Here is a 14,714-nt window from a genome sequence, read left to right as displayed (position 1 = left end):
CGTGGCATCCAGCATCGCGGATGTCGCCGACACTACGCCTGCGCGTGGCGGAATGTGACGCTCGGCTAGGATCTTCCGCGTGACGGGGGACGAACGCGAGGCGACGGGCGTCGCGTTCCGGCGATGGCTCGGCGGGCGCGGGGCCCTGTGGGTGGGCTTCGTCGTCGCGCACGGCCTCGTCGTGTGGCTGAACCTCGAGGCGCCGGGCCTGCCGATGGGCGACGTCACCGGCGTCTACCGGATCTGGGCGGAGAACGCGGCGCACGGCTGGCTGCGCATGGGCATCGACGCCCCGTGGGTCTACCCGATCCTCGCCTTCGCGCCGATGTCCGCGGCGCTCGCATTCGGCGAGGCGTACGTCGCCCAGACCTGGCTCGCGATCGTCGTGCTGCTCGACGCGATCGCGTTCTCGATCCTGATCGGGCGCGCCGCGCTCTCGCGCCGGCGCCGGCTCGCGGCATGGTGGTGGCTCGCGTTCATCGCGCTGCTCGGCCCCATCGCGCTCGGGCGCATCGACGCGGTGACGGTGCCGTTCGCGATCACCGGCCTGCTGTGGGCCGCCGGCCGGCCGCGCGTCGCGGCGACCCTGCTCACGATCGGCGCCTGGGTGAAGGTCTGGCCGGCCGCGCTCGTCGCCGCGCTCGTCATCGCCGTGCGCCGGCGGCTCGAGGTCGTCACGGTCGCCGTCGTGCTCAGCATCGGCATCCTCGGGGTGAGCCTGCTCGCCGGTTCCGGCATGAACGCCGTCGGCTTCATCGCCGAGCAGGCCGGCCGCGGACTCCAGATCGAGGCACCCGCCGCGGTGTTCTGGCTGTGGCGGATCGTCGCCGGTGCCAAGGACGTCACGATCGTCTACGACCGTGACATCCTGACGTTCCAGATCGCCGGCCCGGGGGCCGGGACCGCGGCCGCGCTCACGACCCCGCTGATGATCGTCGGGGTGCTCGTCGTCGTCGCGTTCGGCATCCGCGCGGCGCGTCGCGGCGCGTACCTCGGGCTCCTGCTCGCGCCGCTCTCGCTCGCGTTCGTGGTCGTGCTCATGCTCGCGAACAAGGTCGGCTCGCCGCAGTTCGTGACGTGGCTCGCCGCGCCCGTCGTGCTCGGCCTCGTGCTGCGCCCGTCGCGCTTCGTCGTGCCGGCCGTGCTCGCGGCCGCGATCGCGCTGTTCACCCAGATCATCTACCCGTACTGGTACGGCTGGCTCCTCATCGCGAACCCCGCGTTCGTCTTCCTGCTTACCGCGAAGGTCGTGCTGCTCGTGGCCGTGCTCGTCTGGGCGCTGCGAGCCGTGTGGCAGGCTGGTTCCCGGCGGGACGGGGCGCCGACGATCGCGTGAGCGCCGGGCCGTGCCGCCGGAGGGATGGTCGAACATGCTGGTCGCATTCTCCGTCGCGCCGAGCGGCACGGGCCGTGCAGACGGGTCGGTGCACGACGCCGTCGCGGCGGCCGTGAAGATCGTGCGCGAGTCGGGGCTCCCGAACCGCACGACGTCGATGTTCACGGAGATCGAGGGGGAGTGGGACGAGGTCTTCGACGTCGTCCGTCGTGCCACCGAGGCCGTCGGGGCGTACGGGTCGCGGGTGTCGCTCGTGCTGAAGGCCGACATCCGGCCGGGGTTCACGGGTGAGATCGACGGCAAGCTCGAGCGGCTCGAGGCCCAGCTCGACGGCTGAGTCCCACCTCACCGCGCCGGATCGGGCGCAGGTGGTCGCCCGCAGCGCGCGTGCTGGTCGGGGCAGTCGGTGCGGCCGGGTTGTCGAATCGATTCGATCCGTGCGAGAATCGGTCGGTGACCCCAGATCTCTCCGGGCCGACGACGTTGTCGCCGGCCCGCGTTCGTTTCGCGCTCCTCGCGCTCGCCCTCGGCGGCTTCGGCATCGGATCGACCGAGTTCGTGGCGATGGGCCTGCTGCCCGACCTCGCGCTCGACCTCCTGCCCGGCATCCACGCCGAATCGGCCGACGCGGCGAACGCGACGGCCGGCTGGATCATCTCGGCGTACGCGCTCGGGGTCGTCGTCGGCGCGCCGACCATCGCGGCCGTGGCCGCGCGCTGGCCGCGCAAGCGACTGCTGCTGGCCCTCGTCGCCGCGTTCACGATCGGCACCGTGGCGTCGGCGGTGCTGCCGTCGTTCGGGCTCGTGCTCGTCGCCCGATTCCTCTCGGCCCTCCCGCACGGCGCGTACTTCGGAATCGCCTCGCTCGTCGCCGCGAGCCTGATGGGTCCCGGCAAGCGCGGTCGCGGCGTCGCGCTCGTGCTGTCGGGCCTCACGATCGCGAACGTGATCGGCGTCCCCGCGATCACGTGGCTCGGGCAGGCCACGAGCTGGCGGGTGGCCTACCTCGCCGTCGCCGCGATCTTCGCGCTCACGTTCGTCGCGGTCGCCGTCGCGGTGCCGTGGCAGCCCGGCGACCCGGCGGCGAGCGTGCGCCGCGAGCTCGGCGCGTTCACCCGGCCGCAGGTGTGGTTCGCGATCGCCATCGGCGCGATCGGGTTCGGCGGCTTCTTCGCCATGTACAGCTACATCGCTCCGCTCGCGACCGAGGTCACCGGACTCGCGACGGCGGCCGTGCCGCTCGTGCTCGTCGCCACCGGCCTCGGAATGACGGTCGGCAACCTCGTCGGCGGCCGGCTCGCCGATTGGAGCGTGCGTCGCACGATGTACCTGTCGTTCGCGGCGCTCGCGGCCTCGCTCGCGCTGCTGGCCCTCACCGCGCAGTTCGCGGCGGGGCTCTTCGTCGGCGCGTTCCTCATCGGGGCGACCTCGTCGGCGCTCGCGCCGACCATCCAGACCAGGCTGATGGATGTCGCGCGCGACAGCCAGTCGATCGCAGCTGCGTTGAACCACTCGGCGCTGAACATCGGCAACAGCCTCGGCGCCCTGCTCGGCGGCACCGTGATCGCCGCCGGCTTCGGCTACGTCGCACCGATCTGGGTCGGCCTCGTGCTCACGATCGCCGGCATCGGGCTCGCGCTCTGCAGCTTCGCGATGGACCGGGCCCTGCGCGGCCGCGGTGTTCACGTGCCCTACGCGACCGGAGCCACCCCGGCCGTCGACGTCTGAACGGGTGAGCGGCACCGGGCAGGTCACCGATGAAGGATGCCGCCGTCAGTCGGACTGCAGCAGGATGCCGTCGGCGATCGCGCGCTTGCGCAGCGCGACCTTCGTGCCGACGTCGTACCCGGCGGCACGGTACTTCTCACGGATGCGCTTGAGATAGCTCTTCGCCGTCTCCTCCGAGATGCCGAGCTGGAAGGCGACGGCCTTGACCGGCTGGCCGGCGCCGTAGAGCGCCATCACGCGACGCTCCTGCGCCGAGAGCTTCGGCACCGTGCCGTCGTCGAGCAGCGCGGCCTCGAGCTCGGGCGTCAGGTACGACTCGCCGAGCATCGCCGACCGGATCGCCTCGATGATCGATTCGACGGGCTCCGACTTGACGAGGTAGCCCATCGCACCGGCGCTGAGCGCCTCGCGAACGACGGCGGGTTCGGAGTAGTTGCTCATGAGCATCGTCTGCACTTCGGCGGACTTCAGCATCGAGAGCTTGAGCGAGATCGGGATGTTGTCGCGCAGGTCGAGGTCGAGCAGCACCACGTCGACCGGGAAGTCGGGGTGGGCGAGCAGCTCGGACCACGAGGGCACGGCCGCGACGAGCTCGATCTCGGCCGAGGCGCCGCGCAGCCACTCGGTGAGCGCACCGAGCAGCATTCGATGGTCGTCGACGATCGCGAGTCGGATCGGTGGAGCGGTGTCGGGCATTCAGCTTCCCCTCGGACGGGCCGCGGTGGCGGCCGACGCACTCGCCGGGACGGTCGGGTCCGCCCGGCACTCGATGTCGATGCGGAAGGCAGCGGGGCCGCCGACGACATCGTGTGTTCCGACATTACCGATAGCGTCCCACGTCGCGGCGTCCAGACGTCGGTGTGCGACGCCGTCGATCTCGATGCCGATGAGCACGACCGGTGCCGTTCGAGCCGCTTCCGACGTCGCGTGCTCTTCGTCGTCGACCTCGGAGTCGGACGTCGTGACGACCACCGAGATCGGCGTCGTCTGGCCCTTCCTGCGCTCGCCGCCCAGCAGCCAGAGCGCGAGCAGCAGGTTGTCGCGCTGCGTCTTGCCGAGGTAACCGGCGGCGCCCTCGGGATCGTCGACGACGACGTGCTCGCTCAGATACGCGGACTCGGTCACGGCGTGTCGCAGCCAGGTGTCGGTGCGACCCTCGATGAGACGGGCTCGAAGCGCGGCGGCGAGCTGACCGGCCCGCTCCGCGGCCTCGGCGGGCAGCGGGATCGCGATGCGCCCCGATCCCACGTCGTCGAGCAGGGTCTCGGCATCGAAATCGAGCTGCGCGAGCTCCTCCGAGGCGCGCATGCCGACGGGGGAGGGCGGCGTCGCGACGGTGCTCTGCACGAGCGAGAGATCGAGCTCGCGCACGACGAGCCGGCGGAACCCTCGGATCGTGACGACGGCGAGCACGAGCGGCAGCACTGCCGCCGCGGCCACCGCGAGGCCGGTGGCCGTGTACGGCCCGGCCGACGCGGCCTGCAGGAGGGCCGCAACGGCGAGCACCACGCCGGTGGTGATCGCGACGGCGAGCGGCACGCGCGTGCCGCGGATCGCCGCGACCGGCATGAGGACGGCCCCCGTCGCGGCCGCGGCCGTCGGCGTGACCCCGAGGTGGAGCAGCCCCCACGTCGCGGAGACGTCGAGCCAGATCGGTACGGCCAGTGCGACGAGCAGGAAGACGTAGAGCACGTCGGGCAGCGGCTGGTCGCGCGAGAAGATGCGCGAGACGACCCCGATGCCGATGATGACGGCGAGGGCGATCCAGGCCGGCCACGGCCCCGGCCCCGGTGGGAAGAGCGGCGCGAGGATGATCGCGCGCGCCAGGAACCACAGGATGACCACGCCGCCGGCGACCGCGATGCCGGTCGCGAGTCGACGCCCGCCGTGGCGGTCGCGCACGTCGCCGACGGCGCGGACCGCCCGCGCCGTGCGCGACGGCCGCCGGAACCCGTTGGCGCCGGTCTGCTCGATCGTCCCCGTGGTCACGGCTTCGGCACCTCGAGCATGACGGTCGTCCCCGAGCCTGGCGACGAGAAGATGCGGGCGCGCCCGCCGACGGTGTGAAGTCGGCCGACGACCGACTCGGCGTAGCCGAGCCGGGCCGGGTCGACGGACTCCGGCGCGAATCCGTGGCCGGCGTCGGTCACCATGGCCCGAACCGTGCGGTCGTCGTCGCTGACGGTCACGTCGGCCTCGTTGACCCCGGAATGGCGGCGCACGTTCTCGAGGCACTCGCCGAGCGCGCCGAGCAGGGCATCGAGCGTCTCGCGCGGCAGCGCGAGCTGTCCGACGCCGTGCCAGTTGACATCGAGGCCCATCCGGGCGAAGCGCTGCCTGACCGACTCGAACGTCGTCGACAGCAGGTCCTCGTCGGAGTCGGGCGAGAAGATCGCGTTCGAGGTGTTGTCGAGGGAGGCGCCGAGGCGGAGCTGCTTCAGCAGCCGTGCGTCGTCGCCCGCCTGCTGCCGGAGCGCGGCGGCACCGACGCCGACGCCGGAGTGGGCGAGGAGGCTCAGCGTCGCGAGCACCGTGTCGTGCAGCACGCGGGCGTCCTGCCGCTGCCGGGCCTCGGTCTCGCTGGCGATGCGTTCGGCCTCGTGGGCCCGGCCGATCTCGTCGATGCGAGCCGCGGCGCCGGCGATGCCGTGGTCGAGGGCGAGGCCGATCGCCGAGCCGACCGACCAGCCGGCGATCGTCGCGACGATGATGGTCGGCTTCGTGTGCCCGCTGACCACGATGACGCCGGCGACGACCACCGAGAGCGCGCCGAGCGACACGACGAGCGGCACGCCGCCCGGACGCACGATGAGCGTGATCGCCACCGACGGCGCGGCGGCCGCGCCGGTGAGCGACATCGCGGCGAACGCGACCGGGTCGACCTCCGCCGACCCGAGCACGGCCACGGTCGCGAGCGAGCTCGCGACCACTCCGAGCGCCGCGGGGACGCTGCCGTGCGCGGTGTGCACGACGACGAGGACGGCGGTGACGAGGCCGAGCAGGACCACCACTCCGAGCTCGAGCGGCCCGGCCGAGCTCGGGATGAGCATGCACGCGAGCGCCCCGATCGCGCCGGAGAGTCCGGCGATCCTCGCGATTCGGCGGAGGAGCCGATCGCGCTCCTTGTGGATGCGCTTCATGTCACCCCCTCGGCACGACGAGCGCGCCCGCGCAGGCACCCGTCATCTCGAACACTAGTCCAGTAGTGGCTCGAAATGGGCTGCTCCGCGGCGAATCCGCGACGGCCGGCACGGCCCGCACCGGACGGGCGCGCCGGTCGGCGGCCCCTCCGCTCACGCGGCGAGCAGGCGGGCGAGCTCGGCGCCGACCGCGTCGCGCTCGATGAGGAACGCGTCGTGACCGAAGTCGCTCTCCACGACCACGGGCGTCGGACCGTGCACGCTCCGGGCGAGGCCGGCGGCGATCTCGACCTGCCCCGCGAGGGGGAAGTAGCGGTCGCTGTCGACGCCGAGCACGAGGCTCTTGGCCTGCACCCGGGCGAGGGCCGCGGCGACGCCGCCTCGCCCTCGGCCGATGTCGTGCGAGTTCATCGACTCGGTGAGCACGATGTAGCTGTTCGCGTCGAACCGACGGGTGAACTTGTTGCCGTGGAAGTCGAGGTACGACTCGACCGCGAAGCGGCCCTCGCCGCCGAGCGGGTCGAGACCGGACTGCCAGCTGCGCTCGAACCGGTCGTTGAGTTCGGCGGCCGTGCGGTAGTTGAGCATCGCCATGCGTCGCGCGAGCGCGAGCCCGCGCGTCGGGCCCTCCCCGTCGGGAGCGTCGTAGAAGGCGCCGGCGCGGAATGCGGGGTCGGTGCGGATCGCCTCGATCTGCACGGAATTGAGCGCGATCTGGTCGGCGGTGGTGGCCGCGGGAGCCGCCAGCACGGCGATGCGTTCGACGGCGTCGGGCGCCTCGATCGCCCACTCGAGCACGTGCATGGCGCCCATCGACCCGCCGATGACGGCGGCGAACCGCTCGATGCCGATCGAGCGTGCGAAGGCGATCTGCGCCCGCACCTGGTCTCGAATGGTGAGGAACGGGAAGCGAGCCCCCCACTCGCTGCGGTCGGGGGCGAGCGAGGCGGGCCCGGTCGAACCCTGGCAGCCGCCCACGACGTTCGGCGCGACGACGAACCACCGGTCGGTGTCGACGGCGAGCCCCGGCCCGACGACGCCGTGCCACCACCCGGCGCTCGCATGCCCGGCGCCCGCCTCGCCGATGACGTGGCTGTCGCCGGTGAGCGCGTGCAGCACGAGCACGGCGTTGTCGCGCTCGGCCGACAGGGTGCCCCACTGCTCGTACGCGATGCGGACCCCCGGCAGGACCCCGCCCGACTCGAGCCCGAGGTCGCCGATGCCGACGAACCGACGATCGCCGACGGGGTCGCCCTCGCGCCAGGCGCCGGTCGCCGGCGCGCGCCCGAGCAGGGCGAGCGCGCCCGCCTCGGGCACGAATCCCGCCGGAACCACGTCGGCCGTCGTCTGCCAGTCCATGCCTTCGATTCTCCCGCGCCGGCCGAGCCGATCGTCCATTGTTACGACCCGGGCGCCGGCGGCACCGCACTGACGCGGTGCCGAAAGGGCGGATGCCTCGAGCCGGCGTGGGCTCGAGGCATCCGCCCCTCGGAACGACGTCAGACGCGAGCCGCGTCGGTCGCCGCGCGAGCGGCCGCGAGGCCCGCCTCGAGGTCGGCCTTGAGGTCGTCGATATTCTCGATGCCGAGCGAGAGGCGCACGAGGCCGGGCGTCACGCCCGTCGTGAGCTGCTGCTCGGGCGTGAGCTGCGAGTGGGTCGTCGACGCCGGGTGGATGACGAGCGAGCGCACGTCGCCGATGTTCGCGAGGTGGCTGAACAGCGACAGGCCGTCGACGAGCGCGCGGCCGGCGTCGACGCCGCCCTTGAGCTCGAACGAGAGCACCGCCCCGACGCCCTTCGGGGCGTACTTGTTCGCCGCCGCGTACCACGGGCTCGAGGGCAGGCCCGAGTAGTTGACGCTCGCGACCTCGGGGTGGTTGTCGAGCCACTCCGCGATCTCCTGCGCGTTCTGCACGTGGCGCTCGACGCGCAGCGACAGCGTCTCGATGCCCTGGATCAGCTGCCACGCGCTCGCCGGGGCGATCGCCGCGCCGAGGTCGCGGAGCAGCTGCACGCGCGCCTTGATGACGTAGGCGAGGCCGTCGCCGACCGCGGTCGTGTAGCTCGCGCCGTGGTACGAGGGGTCGGGCTCGGTGAGGCCCGGGAACTTCGCGACGTTCTTCGACCACTCGAACCTGCCGCCGTCGACGATCACGCCGCCGATCACGGTGCCGTGGCCGCCGAGGAACTTCGTCGCCGAGTGGATGACGATGTCGGCGCCGTGCTCGAACGGGCGGATGAGGTACGGCGTCGCGATGGTGTTGTCGACGATGAGCGGGAGGCCGGCCTCGTGCGCGACGCCCGACACGAGCTCGATGTCGAGGATGTTGATCTTCGGGTTGCCGATCGTCTCGGCGAAGAAGAGCTTCGTGTTCGGCCGGACGGCGCGGCGCCACTCGTCGGGGTCGTCCTGGTTCTCGACGAACGTGGTCTCGATGCCGAGCTTCGCGAGCGTGTACTTGAAGAGGTTGTACGTGCCGCCGTAGATCGACGACGACGACACGATGTGGTCGCCGGCCTCGGCGATGTTCAGCACCGCGAACGTCGACGCCGACTGGCCCGATGCCAGCAGCAGCGCGCCCGTGCCGCCCTCGAGCGCCGCGATGCGCTCTTCGACGACGGCCTGGGTCGGGTTCTGGATGCGCGTGTAGATGTTGCCGAACTCGGCGAGCGCGAACAGGTTCTGCGCGTGCTCGGCGTTGTCGAACACGTACGACGTGGTCTGGTAGATCGGCGTCGCGCGGGCCTTCGTGACGGGGTCGGGCGCAGCGCCCGAGTGGACCTGCTTGGTCTCGAAGCGCCAGTCGGCGTTGCTGGTCATGGATGTCTCCTCGGAAGTCGTGCGCGGCCGGGTCGAGCTGGTCGTGCCAGTCGCGATGGCGTTGTCGAGTCACGTTAGGCGCGGCGGTGGAGTCGGGCAACGGAGCCCGCAACACGGCGTCACGGGCGAGGCAGGCGTGCGCCCGCTCCGTGCGGGCTCGGGGTCAGTGCCGCTCGGGGTCGGGCGGCAGCACGATCGTGCCGGTCGCGGTCGACGGCTCTGGGCGGAACAGCCACCGTGCGCGCGGTTCGACGAGCGGGCGGAAGACGCGCCGGACCGGTTTCAGGGAGAGCACGATCGCGATGCCGACGCAGAACGCGATCATCGCGGGCAGCACCCAGAACGGCTGGTCGCCCGCGAGGATGCCCGACTCGCGGAACGGGAAGAGCACGAACGGGTGCAGGAGGTAGATGTACATGGTCGCCCGGCCGAAGGGCGTGAACCAGTGGGCGCCCCGGGGCATGAGCACGAGGAACGCGACGGCGAGCACCATCGCGGACAGGAGCAGGACGAGGCGGATGGCGCCCGACCACGGCTCGTCGTAGCCGATCGCCTCGTAGGACTCGTCGTAGAGCATGAAGCGGCGGAGCTTCAGGTCGCGGAGCGTCTCGATCGTCATCGGCATGACGGCCAGCACGACGGCGAACAGCGCGATCGCGCCCGCTCGCCAGCGCCAGGTCACGGCCGGGCGGAGCTCCAGCCAGCGTCCGGTGACCTGCCACTGCCTGAGCTTCCAGCCGAACACGAAGAAGGGCAGCATGCCGAAGGTGCGTGTGAGCGCGAAGGTCGAGTCGATCGTCTCCGTGTAGCCGGCGCCGATCGAGATGACGATCGCGATCAGCAGGGGGTAGCGCAGCAGCACGAGGTACGGCAGCACGATGCGCCAGGCGGCGAGGGCGATGAGGAACCACAGGGTCCACGACGCGGTCGTGAAGTCGAGGTCGAAGTCCCCGCCGAGGAGCCAGCGGAGGACCGTCCAGATCGTCTCGAAGATGAAGTACGGGAAGACGATGTCGGTGAGGATCTGCCGCAGCGCCCTGGCGTTCGGCGGCCCCGACTTCGCGAAGTAGCCGCTCACGACGACGAAGACCGCGACATGGAACGAGTAGATGAACAGGTAGACGCTGTATGCGCTGTCGGACTCGGCGATGAGCGGCAGGATGCCGTGCCCGACGACGACGAGCGTGATCGCGATCCAGCGCGCGTTGTCCCACAGCGGCACCCGCTTGCGGGTCGGCCGGGGGTGGTCGATCCTCGTGTGCATCACTCCATTCAAGCGCACGGTTCCCGAAGACCGCGGCCGGTTGCGGGCAGAATGGGCGCATGGCGAAACTTCGTGCGGTCGTGACGGGTGCGAGTTCGGGCATCGGGGCGGCCACGGTACGGGCGCTCCGGGCGGCCGGATGGGACGTGGTGGGCGTGGCCCGCCGCGAGGAGCGCCTTCGGGTGCTCGAGGCCGAGACCGGGGCCTCCGTGTTCGTCGCCGACCTCACGCAGCAGTCCGACGTCGACGCGTTGCGCGATCACCTCGCCGCGACCGGCCCCGTCCACGCCCTCGTGAACAACGCGGGCGGGGCGAAGGGGCTCGACTCGGTCGAGGCTTCGGAGATCGACGACTGGGCGTGGATGTTCGAGGTCAACGTGCTCGCCCTCAAGCGCGTCACGAGCGCCCTGCTGCCGTTGCTGCGACAGGGCGCGATCTCGCGCGGCGTCGCCGACATCGTGAACGTCACGTCGATCGCCGGGCACACCGCCTACGTCGGCGGCGGCGGGTACAACGCGGCGAAGTTCGCCGCGCACGCGCTCACCGAGGTGCTGCGGCTCGAGCTCAACGGCGAGCCGCTGCGGGTGATCGAGGTCGCGCCGGGCCTCGTCAAGACCGACGAGTTCGCCCTCGTGCGCTTCGGGGGCGACCGCGCCCGGGCCGACGCCGTGTACGAGAACGTGCCGGATCCGCTCGTCGCCGAGGACATCGCCGGCGTGATCGTCGACGCCGTGCAGAAGCCCCGGCACGTCGACCTCGACCTCATCGTCGTGAAGCCGGTCGCGCAGGCCGCGCCGTACCGGCTGACGAAGGGCCCCCTCGCCGTCCGTGGAACGGATGCCCCATGACGACCGATGCCGCGTCAGCGGAGCGGCCGGCCCCGCGTCGGGATGCATGGGAACGGCGCACGACGATTCCGCTCGTGGTGCTCGGCGTCGTCTTCATCGTCGCCTACACGATCTACGTCCTCGCTCCGTGGATTCCGCGCGGGCCGGGTTCGCCGCTCTTCGTCGCGCTCGTGGTCGCCTGGCTCGTCTTCGTGACCGACGTGGTCGTGCGGATCTCGCTCACGCCCCGCGGCGGCCGCTGGGCGTTCATCCGCTCCCATCCGGTCGACGTCCTGTCGGCGATCGTGCCGCTGTTCCGCGCGTTCCGCGTGCTCGCCCTGTTGCGCAACGTGCCGTACCTGCAGCGACGCAGCGGTGCGGCGGTGCGCGCCAACATCATCATCTACGGCACGACCTATGCGATCGTCTTCGTCTACTTCATCGCGCTCGCGACCCTGCAGGCGGAACGGGGCGCACCGGGTGCGACGATCACGACGTTCGGCGATGCGATCTGGTGGGCGATCGTCACGGTCGCGACCGTCGGCTACGGCGACATGTACCCCATCACCACCGAGGGGCGGTTCTACGCCGTCTTCCTGATGGCCGGCGGCGTCGTGATCGTGGGCACCGCGTCGGCGACGATCATCTCGTACATCGGCGAGCGGGTCGGCCAGGCGCGGTCGGACCGCGAGGTCGAGGCGGCGGCGCGGCGGGCCGCCGCGCGCGATCGCCCGATCGGTCGGGACGAGTCGGGCGGGGGAGCGGCGCACGGATCGCCGGCCGACGGAGCGGATCGCTGACCCGCCCGCCGCGGCGGCCCGATACGATCTCCAGATGACGTTCGATGCGAATGACGCCGGCCTCGGAGTGCCCGAGATCCGCCGCGAGATCCTCGATTGGGACCGGTTCGGCGAGGCGGCTCGCTCGCTCGCCGGCGATGTGCTCGGCTCGGGCTTCAAGCCCGATGTCGTGATCGCGGTCGCCCGCGGCGGGCTGCTGCTCGCGGGTGCGATCGCGTACGCGCTCGGCACGAAGCAGTGCGGCTCGATCAACGTCGAGTTCTACACCGACATCGAGCAGGTGCTGCCCGAGCCCATCGTGCACCCGCCGATGCTCGACGCGCCCGCGCTCGCGGGCCTCAAGGTGCTGCTCGTCGACGACGTCTCCGATTCGGGGCGCACGCTCGCGAAGGTGCTCGAACTGCTCACCGAGGTGGGCGCCGACGTGCGCACGGCGACGCTCTACACGAAGTCGCGCACCATCCTCGTGCCCGACTACAGCTACCGCGACACCGACGACTGGATCGTGTTCCCCTGGTCGGCGCTGCCGCCGGTCACCGCGCCGACCGTCGAGGGCACCGCGTGAGCGTCCACCTCGTGGGCGGCGGCTGGCCCGCCGACGGCGACACCGCGGTCTTCTCGCGCTTCATCGTCGAGGCCGCGCACCGGGCGGCGTCGGCCGGCCGCGCCGAGCCCCGCATCGCCGTGGTGGCGGTGCGCGACGGCGACGCCGAGGCGCATGCGGCGAAGCTCGTCGAGGTCGCTGCGGCGGTCGGCGCGTTCGTCCCGGTCGTGACGGCGGTCGCCCACGGCGGCGACGTGCCGCCGTCGGCCTTCGCCGACGTCGACGGCGTGATCGTCGGCGGCGGCAACACCCCCGCGTACCGCGACGCGCTCGAGCCGCGGTTCGGCGAACTGCGACGGCTCGTGGCCGCGGGTACCCCCTATCTCGGATTCTCGGCGGGCGCGATGATCGCCGCGGAACGGGCGCTGATCGGCGGCCGGGCCATCGGCGGGGTGACCGTGTCGCCCGAGTCGGGCGACCAGGGCCTCGACGAGGTCACCGTCGCGCCCGGCATCGGACTCGTGGACGTCGCGATCGACGTGCACGTCGCCCAGTGGGGTGCGCTCTCGCGTCTCGTCGCCGCGGTCGAGGCCGGCATCGCCGAAGGCGGCCTCGGCATCGACGAGGAGACGGTGCTCATCGTCGGCGAGGGCGGCCTCGAGGTGCAGGGCCGCGGCAGCGTCTGGCGGGTGCTGCCCGCCGAGCACGGCGTCGTCGTCTCGACGATCGGCGCGTGATGTCCGGGAAGCGCCTCGACGAAATCGCCGGAGCCGGGCCGATCGGCGCCGAGGCCGCCGGGCCGGGCAGCAGTGCGAACGTCCACCTGGTCGGCGGCGGTGCGCTCACCGGCGCCGATGCTCGGTTGTACGCGCCGTTCGTCGCCGAGGCCGCCGCACGCGGCCGAGCGATGGGTCGCACCCGCCCGCGCATCGCGGTGATCTCCGTGCATCCCGACGGCCCGGGCCGGGCCGCAGTGCTCGTCGACGTCATCTCCGCGGCAGGCGAGTTCGATCCGCACGTGACCGCCGTGCACGGCGGCGAGGAGATCGGGCTCGCCGCGCTCGCCGACGTCGACGGCATCGCCGTCGGCGGCGGCATCGTCGAAGAGGTGCGCGCGGGACTCGAGCCGCTGTTCGACGAACTGCGACGGCAGGTCGCCGACGGCGTGCCGTACCTCGGCGTCTCGGCCGGAGCGATGATCGCCGCCGAGGGCTCGCTCGACGGCGGCTCGCGCATCGACGGCATCATCGTCTCGCCCGAGGACCCCGACGAGCCGGGCTCGGAGCTCGGGATCGGGGCGGGCATCGGGCTCGTCGACATCGCCGTCGAGGTGCACGTGGCCCAGCGCGGCATGCTCTCCCGCATCGTGGCCGCGGTGGAGTCGGGCCTCATCGACGGCGCGCTCGGCATCGACGAGCGCACGGTGCTCATCCTGGGCGAGGACGGACTCAGGGTCGAGGGTTCCGGCAGCGTCTGGCGGGTGCTTCCCGCCGAACACGGTGTCGTCGTCGCGACGGTCGGCGCGTGATGCCGGCGAAGAGCCTCGGCGAGCTCGCCGAAGCCGGCCTCATCGACCCGGGCTGGGCAGGCGCCCTCGCGCCGGTCGCCCCTCGCATCGCGGCGATGGGCGACTTCCTGCGTGCCGAGACGGCGGCCGGTCGCGGCTACCTGCCGTCCGGAGACCGCGTGCTGCGCGCATTCGGGGCGCCCCTCGCCGACGTGCGCGTGCTCATCGTCGGACAGGACCCGTACCCGACCCCAGGGCATCCCATCGGGCTCTCGTTCGCGGTCGACCCGCACGTGCGACCGGTGCCGCGGAGCCTCCAGAACATCTACCGCGAACTGCACGACGACCTCGGCGTCGCACCGCCTGCGCACGGCGACCTCACGCACTGGAGCCGGAACGGCGTGATGCTCCTGAACCGCGTGCTCACGGTACGGCCGGGCGAGGCCGCCTCGCACCGCGGCAAGGGCTGGGAAGAGGTGACCGACCACGCGATCAGGTCGCTCGTCGGCCGGGGCACCCCCCTCGTCGCCATCCTCTGGGGGCGCGATGCGCAGGGCCTGAAGCCGCTGCTCGGCGACACCCCGGTGATCGAGTCGGCGCATCCGAGTCCGTTGTCGGCGTCGCGCGGCTTCTTCGGATCGCGGCCGTTCAGCCGGGCGAACTCGCTGCTCGAGGCGCAGGGCGCCGACCCGGTCGACTGGCGCCTGCCGGCATGAGCGCCGCCATGGCAGCGGCGGCTCACGCCG

General features: G+C 72.2%; 15 protein-coding genes. 9 read left to right on the top strand and 6 right to left on the bottom strand.

The features are described from left to right. The first annotated feature begins 79 nt into the window (after positions 1 to 79). From LR269_RS14815 to LR269_RS14805, 3 genes are all read left to right on the top strand, one after another. A complete protein-coding gene (locus LR269_RS14815) occupies positions 80 to 1,336 on the top strand; it encodes a glycosyltransferase 87 family protein (RefSeq protein ID WP_231431523.1) in 1,257 nt (418 codons plus the stop codon). Positions 1,337 to 1,370: 34 nt separating this feature from the next. After that, positions 1,371 to 1,673 (top strand): thiamine-binding protein, encoded by a 303-nt coding sequence (locus LR269_RS14810; RefSeq protein ID WP_231431522.1) that lies wholly within the window; start codon positions 1,371 to 1,373, stop codon positions 1,671 to 1,673. Positions 1,674 to 1,789: 116 nt separating this feature from the next. Further along, on the top strand, positions 1,790 to 3,064 hold the full coding sequence (locus LR269_RS14805; protein WP_231431521.1) for an MFS transporter: 1,275 nt from the start codon (positions 1,790 to 1,792) through the stop codon (positions 3,062 to 3,064). A gap of 45 nt (positions 3,065 to 3,109) precedes the next feature. Here LR269_RS14805 and LR269_RS14800 read toward each other — a convergent pair whose 3' ends face one another. The 6 genes from LR269_RS14800 to LR269_RS14775 form a co-directional block, all read right to left on the bottom strand. After that, entirely contained in the window at positions 3,110 to 3,760 is a 651-nt protein-coding gene (locus LR269_RS14800) for a response regulator transcription factor (RefSeq protein WP_231431520.1), read from the bottom strand. Further along, entirely contained in the window at positions 3,761 to 5,053 is a 1,293-nt protein-coding gene (locus tag LR269_RS14795; RefSeq protein WP_231431519.1) for a hypothetical protein, read from the bottom strand. Beyond that, positions 5,050 to 6,204, bottom strand: coding sequence for a sensor histidine kinase (locus tag LR269_RS14790; protein ID WP_231431518.1), 1,155 nt, complete (start codon positions 6,202 to 6,204; stop codon positions 5,050 to 5,052). The genes LR269_RS14795 and LR269_RS14790 overlap by 4 nt, the downstream gene beginning before the upstream one ends. Positions 6,205 to 6,357: 153 nt before the next feature. Next, positions 6,358 to 7,563 carry a homoserine O-acetyltransferase gene (locus LR269_RS14785; protein ID WP_231431517.1) on the bottom strand — a complete coding sequence of 402 codons (1,206 nt, stop codon included), beginning with the start codon at positions 7,561 to 7,563 and terminating at the stop codon, positions 6,358 to 6,360. Positions 7,564 to 7,703: 140 nt separating this feature from the next. After that, positions 7,704 to 9,083, bottom strand: coding sequence for a bifunctional o-acetylhomoserine/o-acetylserine sulfhydrylase (locus tag LR269_RS14780; RefSeq protein ID WP_308191677.1), 1,380 nt, complete (start codon positions 9,081 to 9,083; stop codon positions 7,704 to 7,706). A 106-nt stretch (positions 9,084 to 9,189) separates the two neighbouring features. Next, complete coding sequence (locus LR269_RS14775; protein WP_231431515.1) at positions 9,190 to 10,290, bottom strand: acyltransferase family protein; 1,101 nt, start codon at positions 10,288 to 10,290, stop codon at positions 9,190 to 9,192. 59 nt (positions 10,291 to 10,349) lie between these two features. Between LR269_RS14775 and LR269_RS14770 the strand changes: the two genes are divergently transcribed. From LR269_RS14770 to LR269_RS14745, 6 genes are read left to right on the top strand one after another with little or no spacing between them, the layout of a single operon-like run. After that, on the top strand, positions 10,350 to 11,138 hold the full coding sequence (locus tag LR269_RS14770; protein ID WP_231431514.1) for an SDR family NAD(P)-dependent oxidoreductase: 789 nt from the start codon (positions 10,350 to 10,352) through the stop codon (positions 11,136 to 11,138). Next, complete coding sequence (locus LR269_RS14765; RefSeq protein WP_231431513.1) at positions 11,135 to 11,917, top strand: potassium channel family protein; 783 nt, start codon at positions 11,135 to 11,137, stop codon at positions 11,915 to 11,917. Before LR269_RS14770 ends, LR269_RS14765 begins: the two co-directional genes overlap by 4 nt. A 34-nt stretch (positions 11,918 to 11,951) precedes the next feature. After that, positions 11,952 to 12,482: a phosphoribosyltransferase gene (locus LR269_RS14760; RefSeq protein ID WP_231431512.1), complete on the top strand. Its 531-nt coding sequence runs from the start codon at positions 11,952 to 11,954 to the stop codon at positions 12,480 to 12,482. Next, positions 12,479 to 13,198 carry a Type 1 glutamine amidotransferase-like domain-containing protein gene (locus LR269_RS14755; RefSeq protein ID WP_231431511.1) on the top strand — a complete coding sequence of 240 codons (720 nt, stop codon included), beginning with the start codon at positions 12,479 to 12,481 and terminating at the stop codon, positions 13,196 to 13,198. Before LR269_RS14760 ends, LR269_RS14755 begins: the two co-directional genes overlap by 4 nt. Continuing rightward, positions 13,198 to 13,989, top strand: a complete 792-nt coding sequence (locus LR269_RS14750) for a Type 1 glutamine amidotransferase-like domain-containing protein (RefSeq protein ID WP_231431510.1) — start codon at positions 13,198 to 13,200, stop codon at positions 13,987 to 13,989. Before LR269_RS14755 ends, LR269_RS14750 begins: the two co-directional genes overlap by 1 nt. Then, positions 13,989 to 14,684 (top strand): uracil-DNA glycosylase, encoded by a 696-nt coding sequence (locus tag LR269_RS14745; protein ID WP_231432364.1) that lies wholly within the window; start codon positions 13,989 to 13,991, stop codon positions 14,682 to 14,684. Before LR269_RS14750 ends, LR269_RS14745 begins: the two co-directional genes overlap by 1 nt. Positions 14,685 to 14,714: the final 30 nt, after the last annotated feature.

This window comes from Agromyces sp. S2-1-8 (assembly GCF_021129215.1).
GTDB lineage: Bacteria > Actinomycetota > Actinomycetes > Actinomycetales > Microbacteriaceae > Agromyces > Agromyces chromiiresistens.
Note: the sequence above shows the minus strand (reverse complement) of the source record. Positions and strands in the feature narration are given on the sequence as shown.

What these genes read in the sequence shown, in the direction of transcription:
- LR269_RS14810 (WP_231431522.1), top strand. Translation starts at nt 1,371, where the DNA reads ATGCTGGTCGCATTCTCCGTCGCGCCGAGCGGCACGGGCCGTGCAGAC.
- LR269_RS14800 (WP_231431520.1), bottom strand. Translation starts at nt 3,760, where the DNA reads ATGCCCGACACCGCTCCACCGATCCGACTCGCGATCGTCGACGACCAT.
- LR269_RS14790 (WP_231431518.1), bottom strand. Translation starts at nt 6,204, where the DNA reads ATGAAGCGCATCCACAAGGAGCGCGATCGGCTCCTCCGCCGAATCGCG.
- LR269_RS14785 (WP_231431517.1), bottom strand. Translation starts at nt 7,563, where the DNA reads ATGGACTGGCAGACGACGGCCGACGTGGTTCCGGCGGGATTCGTGCCC.
- LR269_RS14775 (WP_231431515.1), bottom strand. Translation starts at nt 10,290, where the DNA reads ATGCACACGAGGATCGACCACCCCCGGCCGACCCGCAAGCGGGTGCCG.
- LR269_RS14770 (WP_231431514.1), top strand. Translation starts at nt 10,350, where the DNA reads ATGGCGAAACTTCGTGCGGTCGTGACGGGTGCGAGTTCGGGCATCGGG.
- LR269_RS14765 (WP_231431513.1), top strand. Translation starts at nt 11,135, where the DNA reads ATGACGACCGATGCCGCGTCAGCGGAGCGGCCGGCCCCGCGTCGGGAT.
- LR269_RS14760 (WP_231431512.1), top strand. Translation starts at nt 11,952, where the DNA reads ATGACGTTCGATGCGAATGACGCCGGCCTCGGAGTGCCCGAGATCCGC.
- LR269_RS14750 (WP_231431510.1), top strand. Translation starts at nt 13,198, where the DNA reads ATGTCCGGGAAGCGCCTCGACGAAATCGCCGGAGCCGGGCCGATCGGC.
- LR269_RS14745 (WP_231432364.1), top strand. Translation starts at nt 13,989, where the DNA reads ATGCCGGCGAAGAGCCTCGGCGAGCTCGCCGAAGCCGGCCTCATCGAC.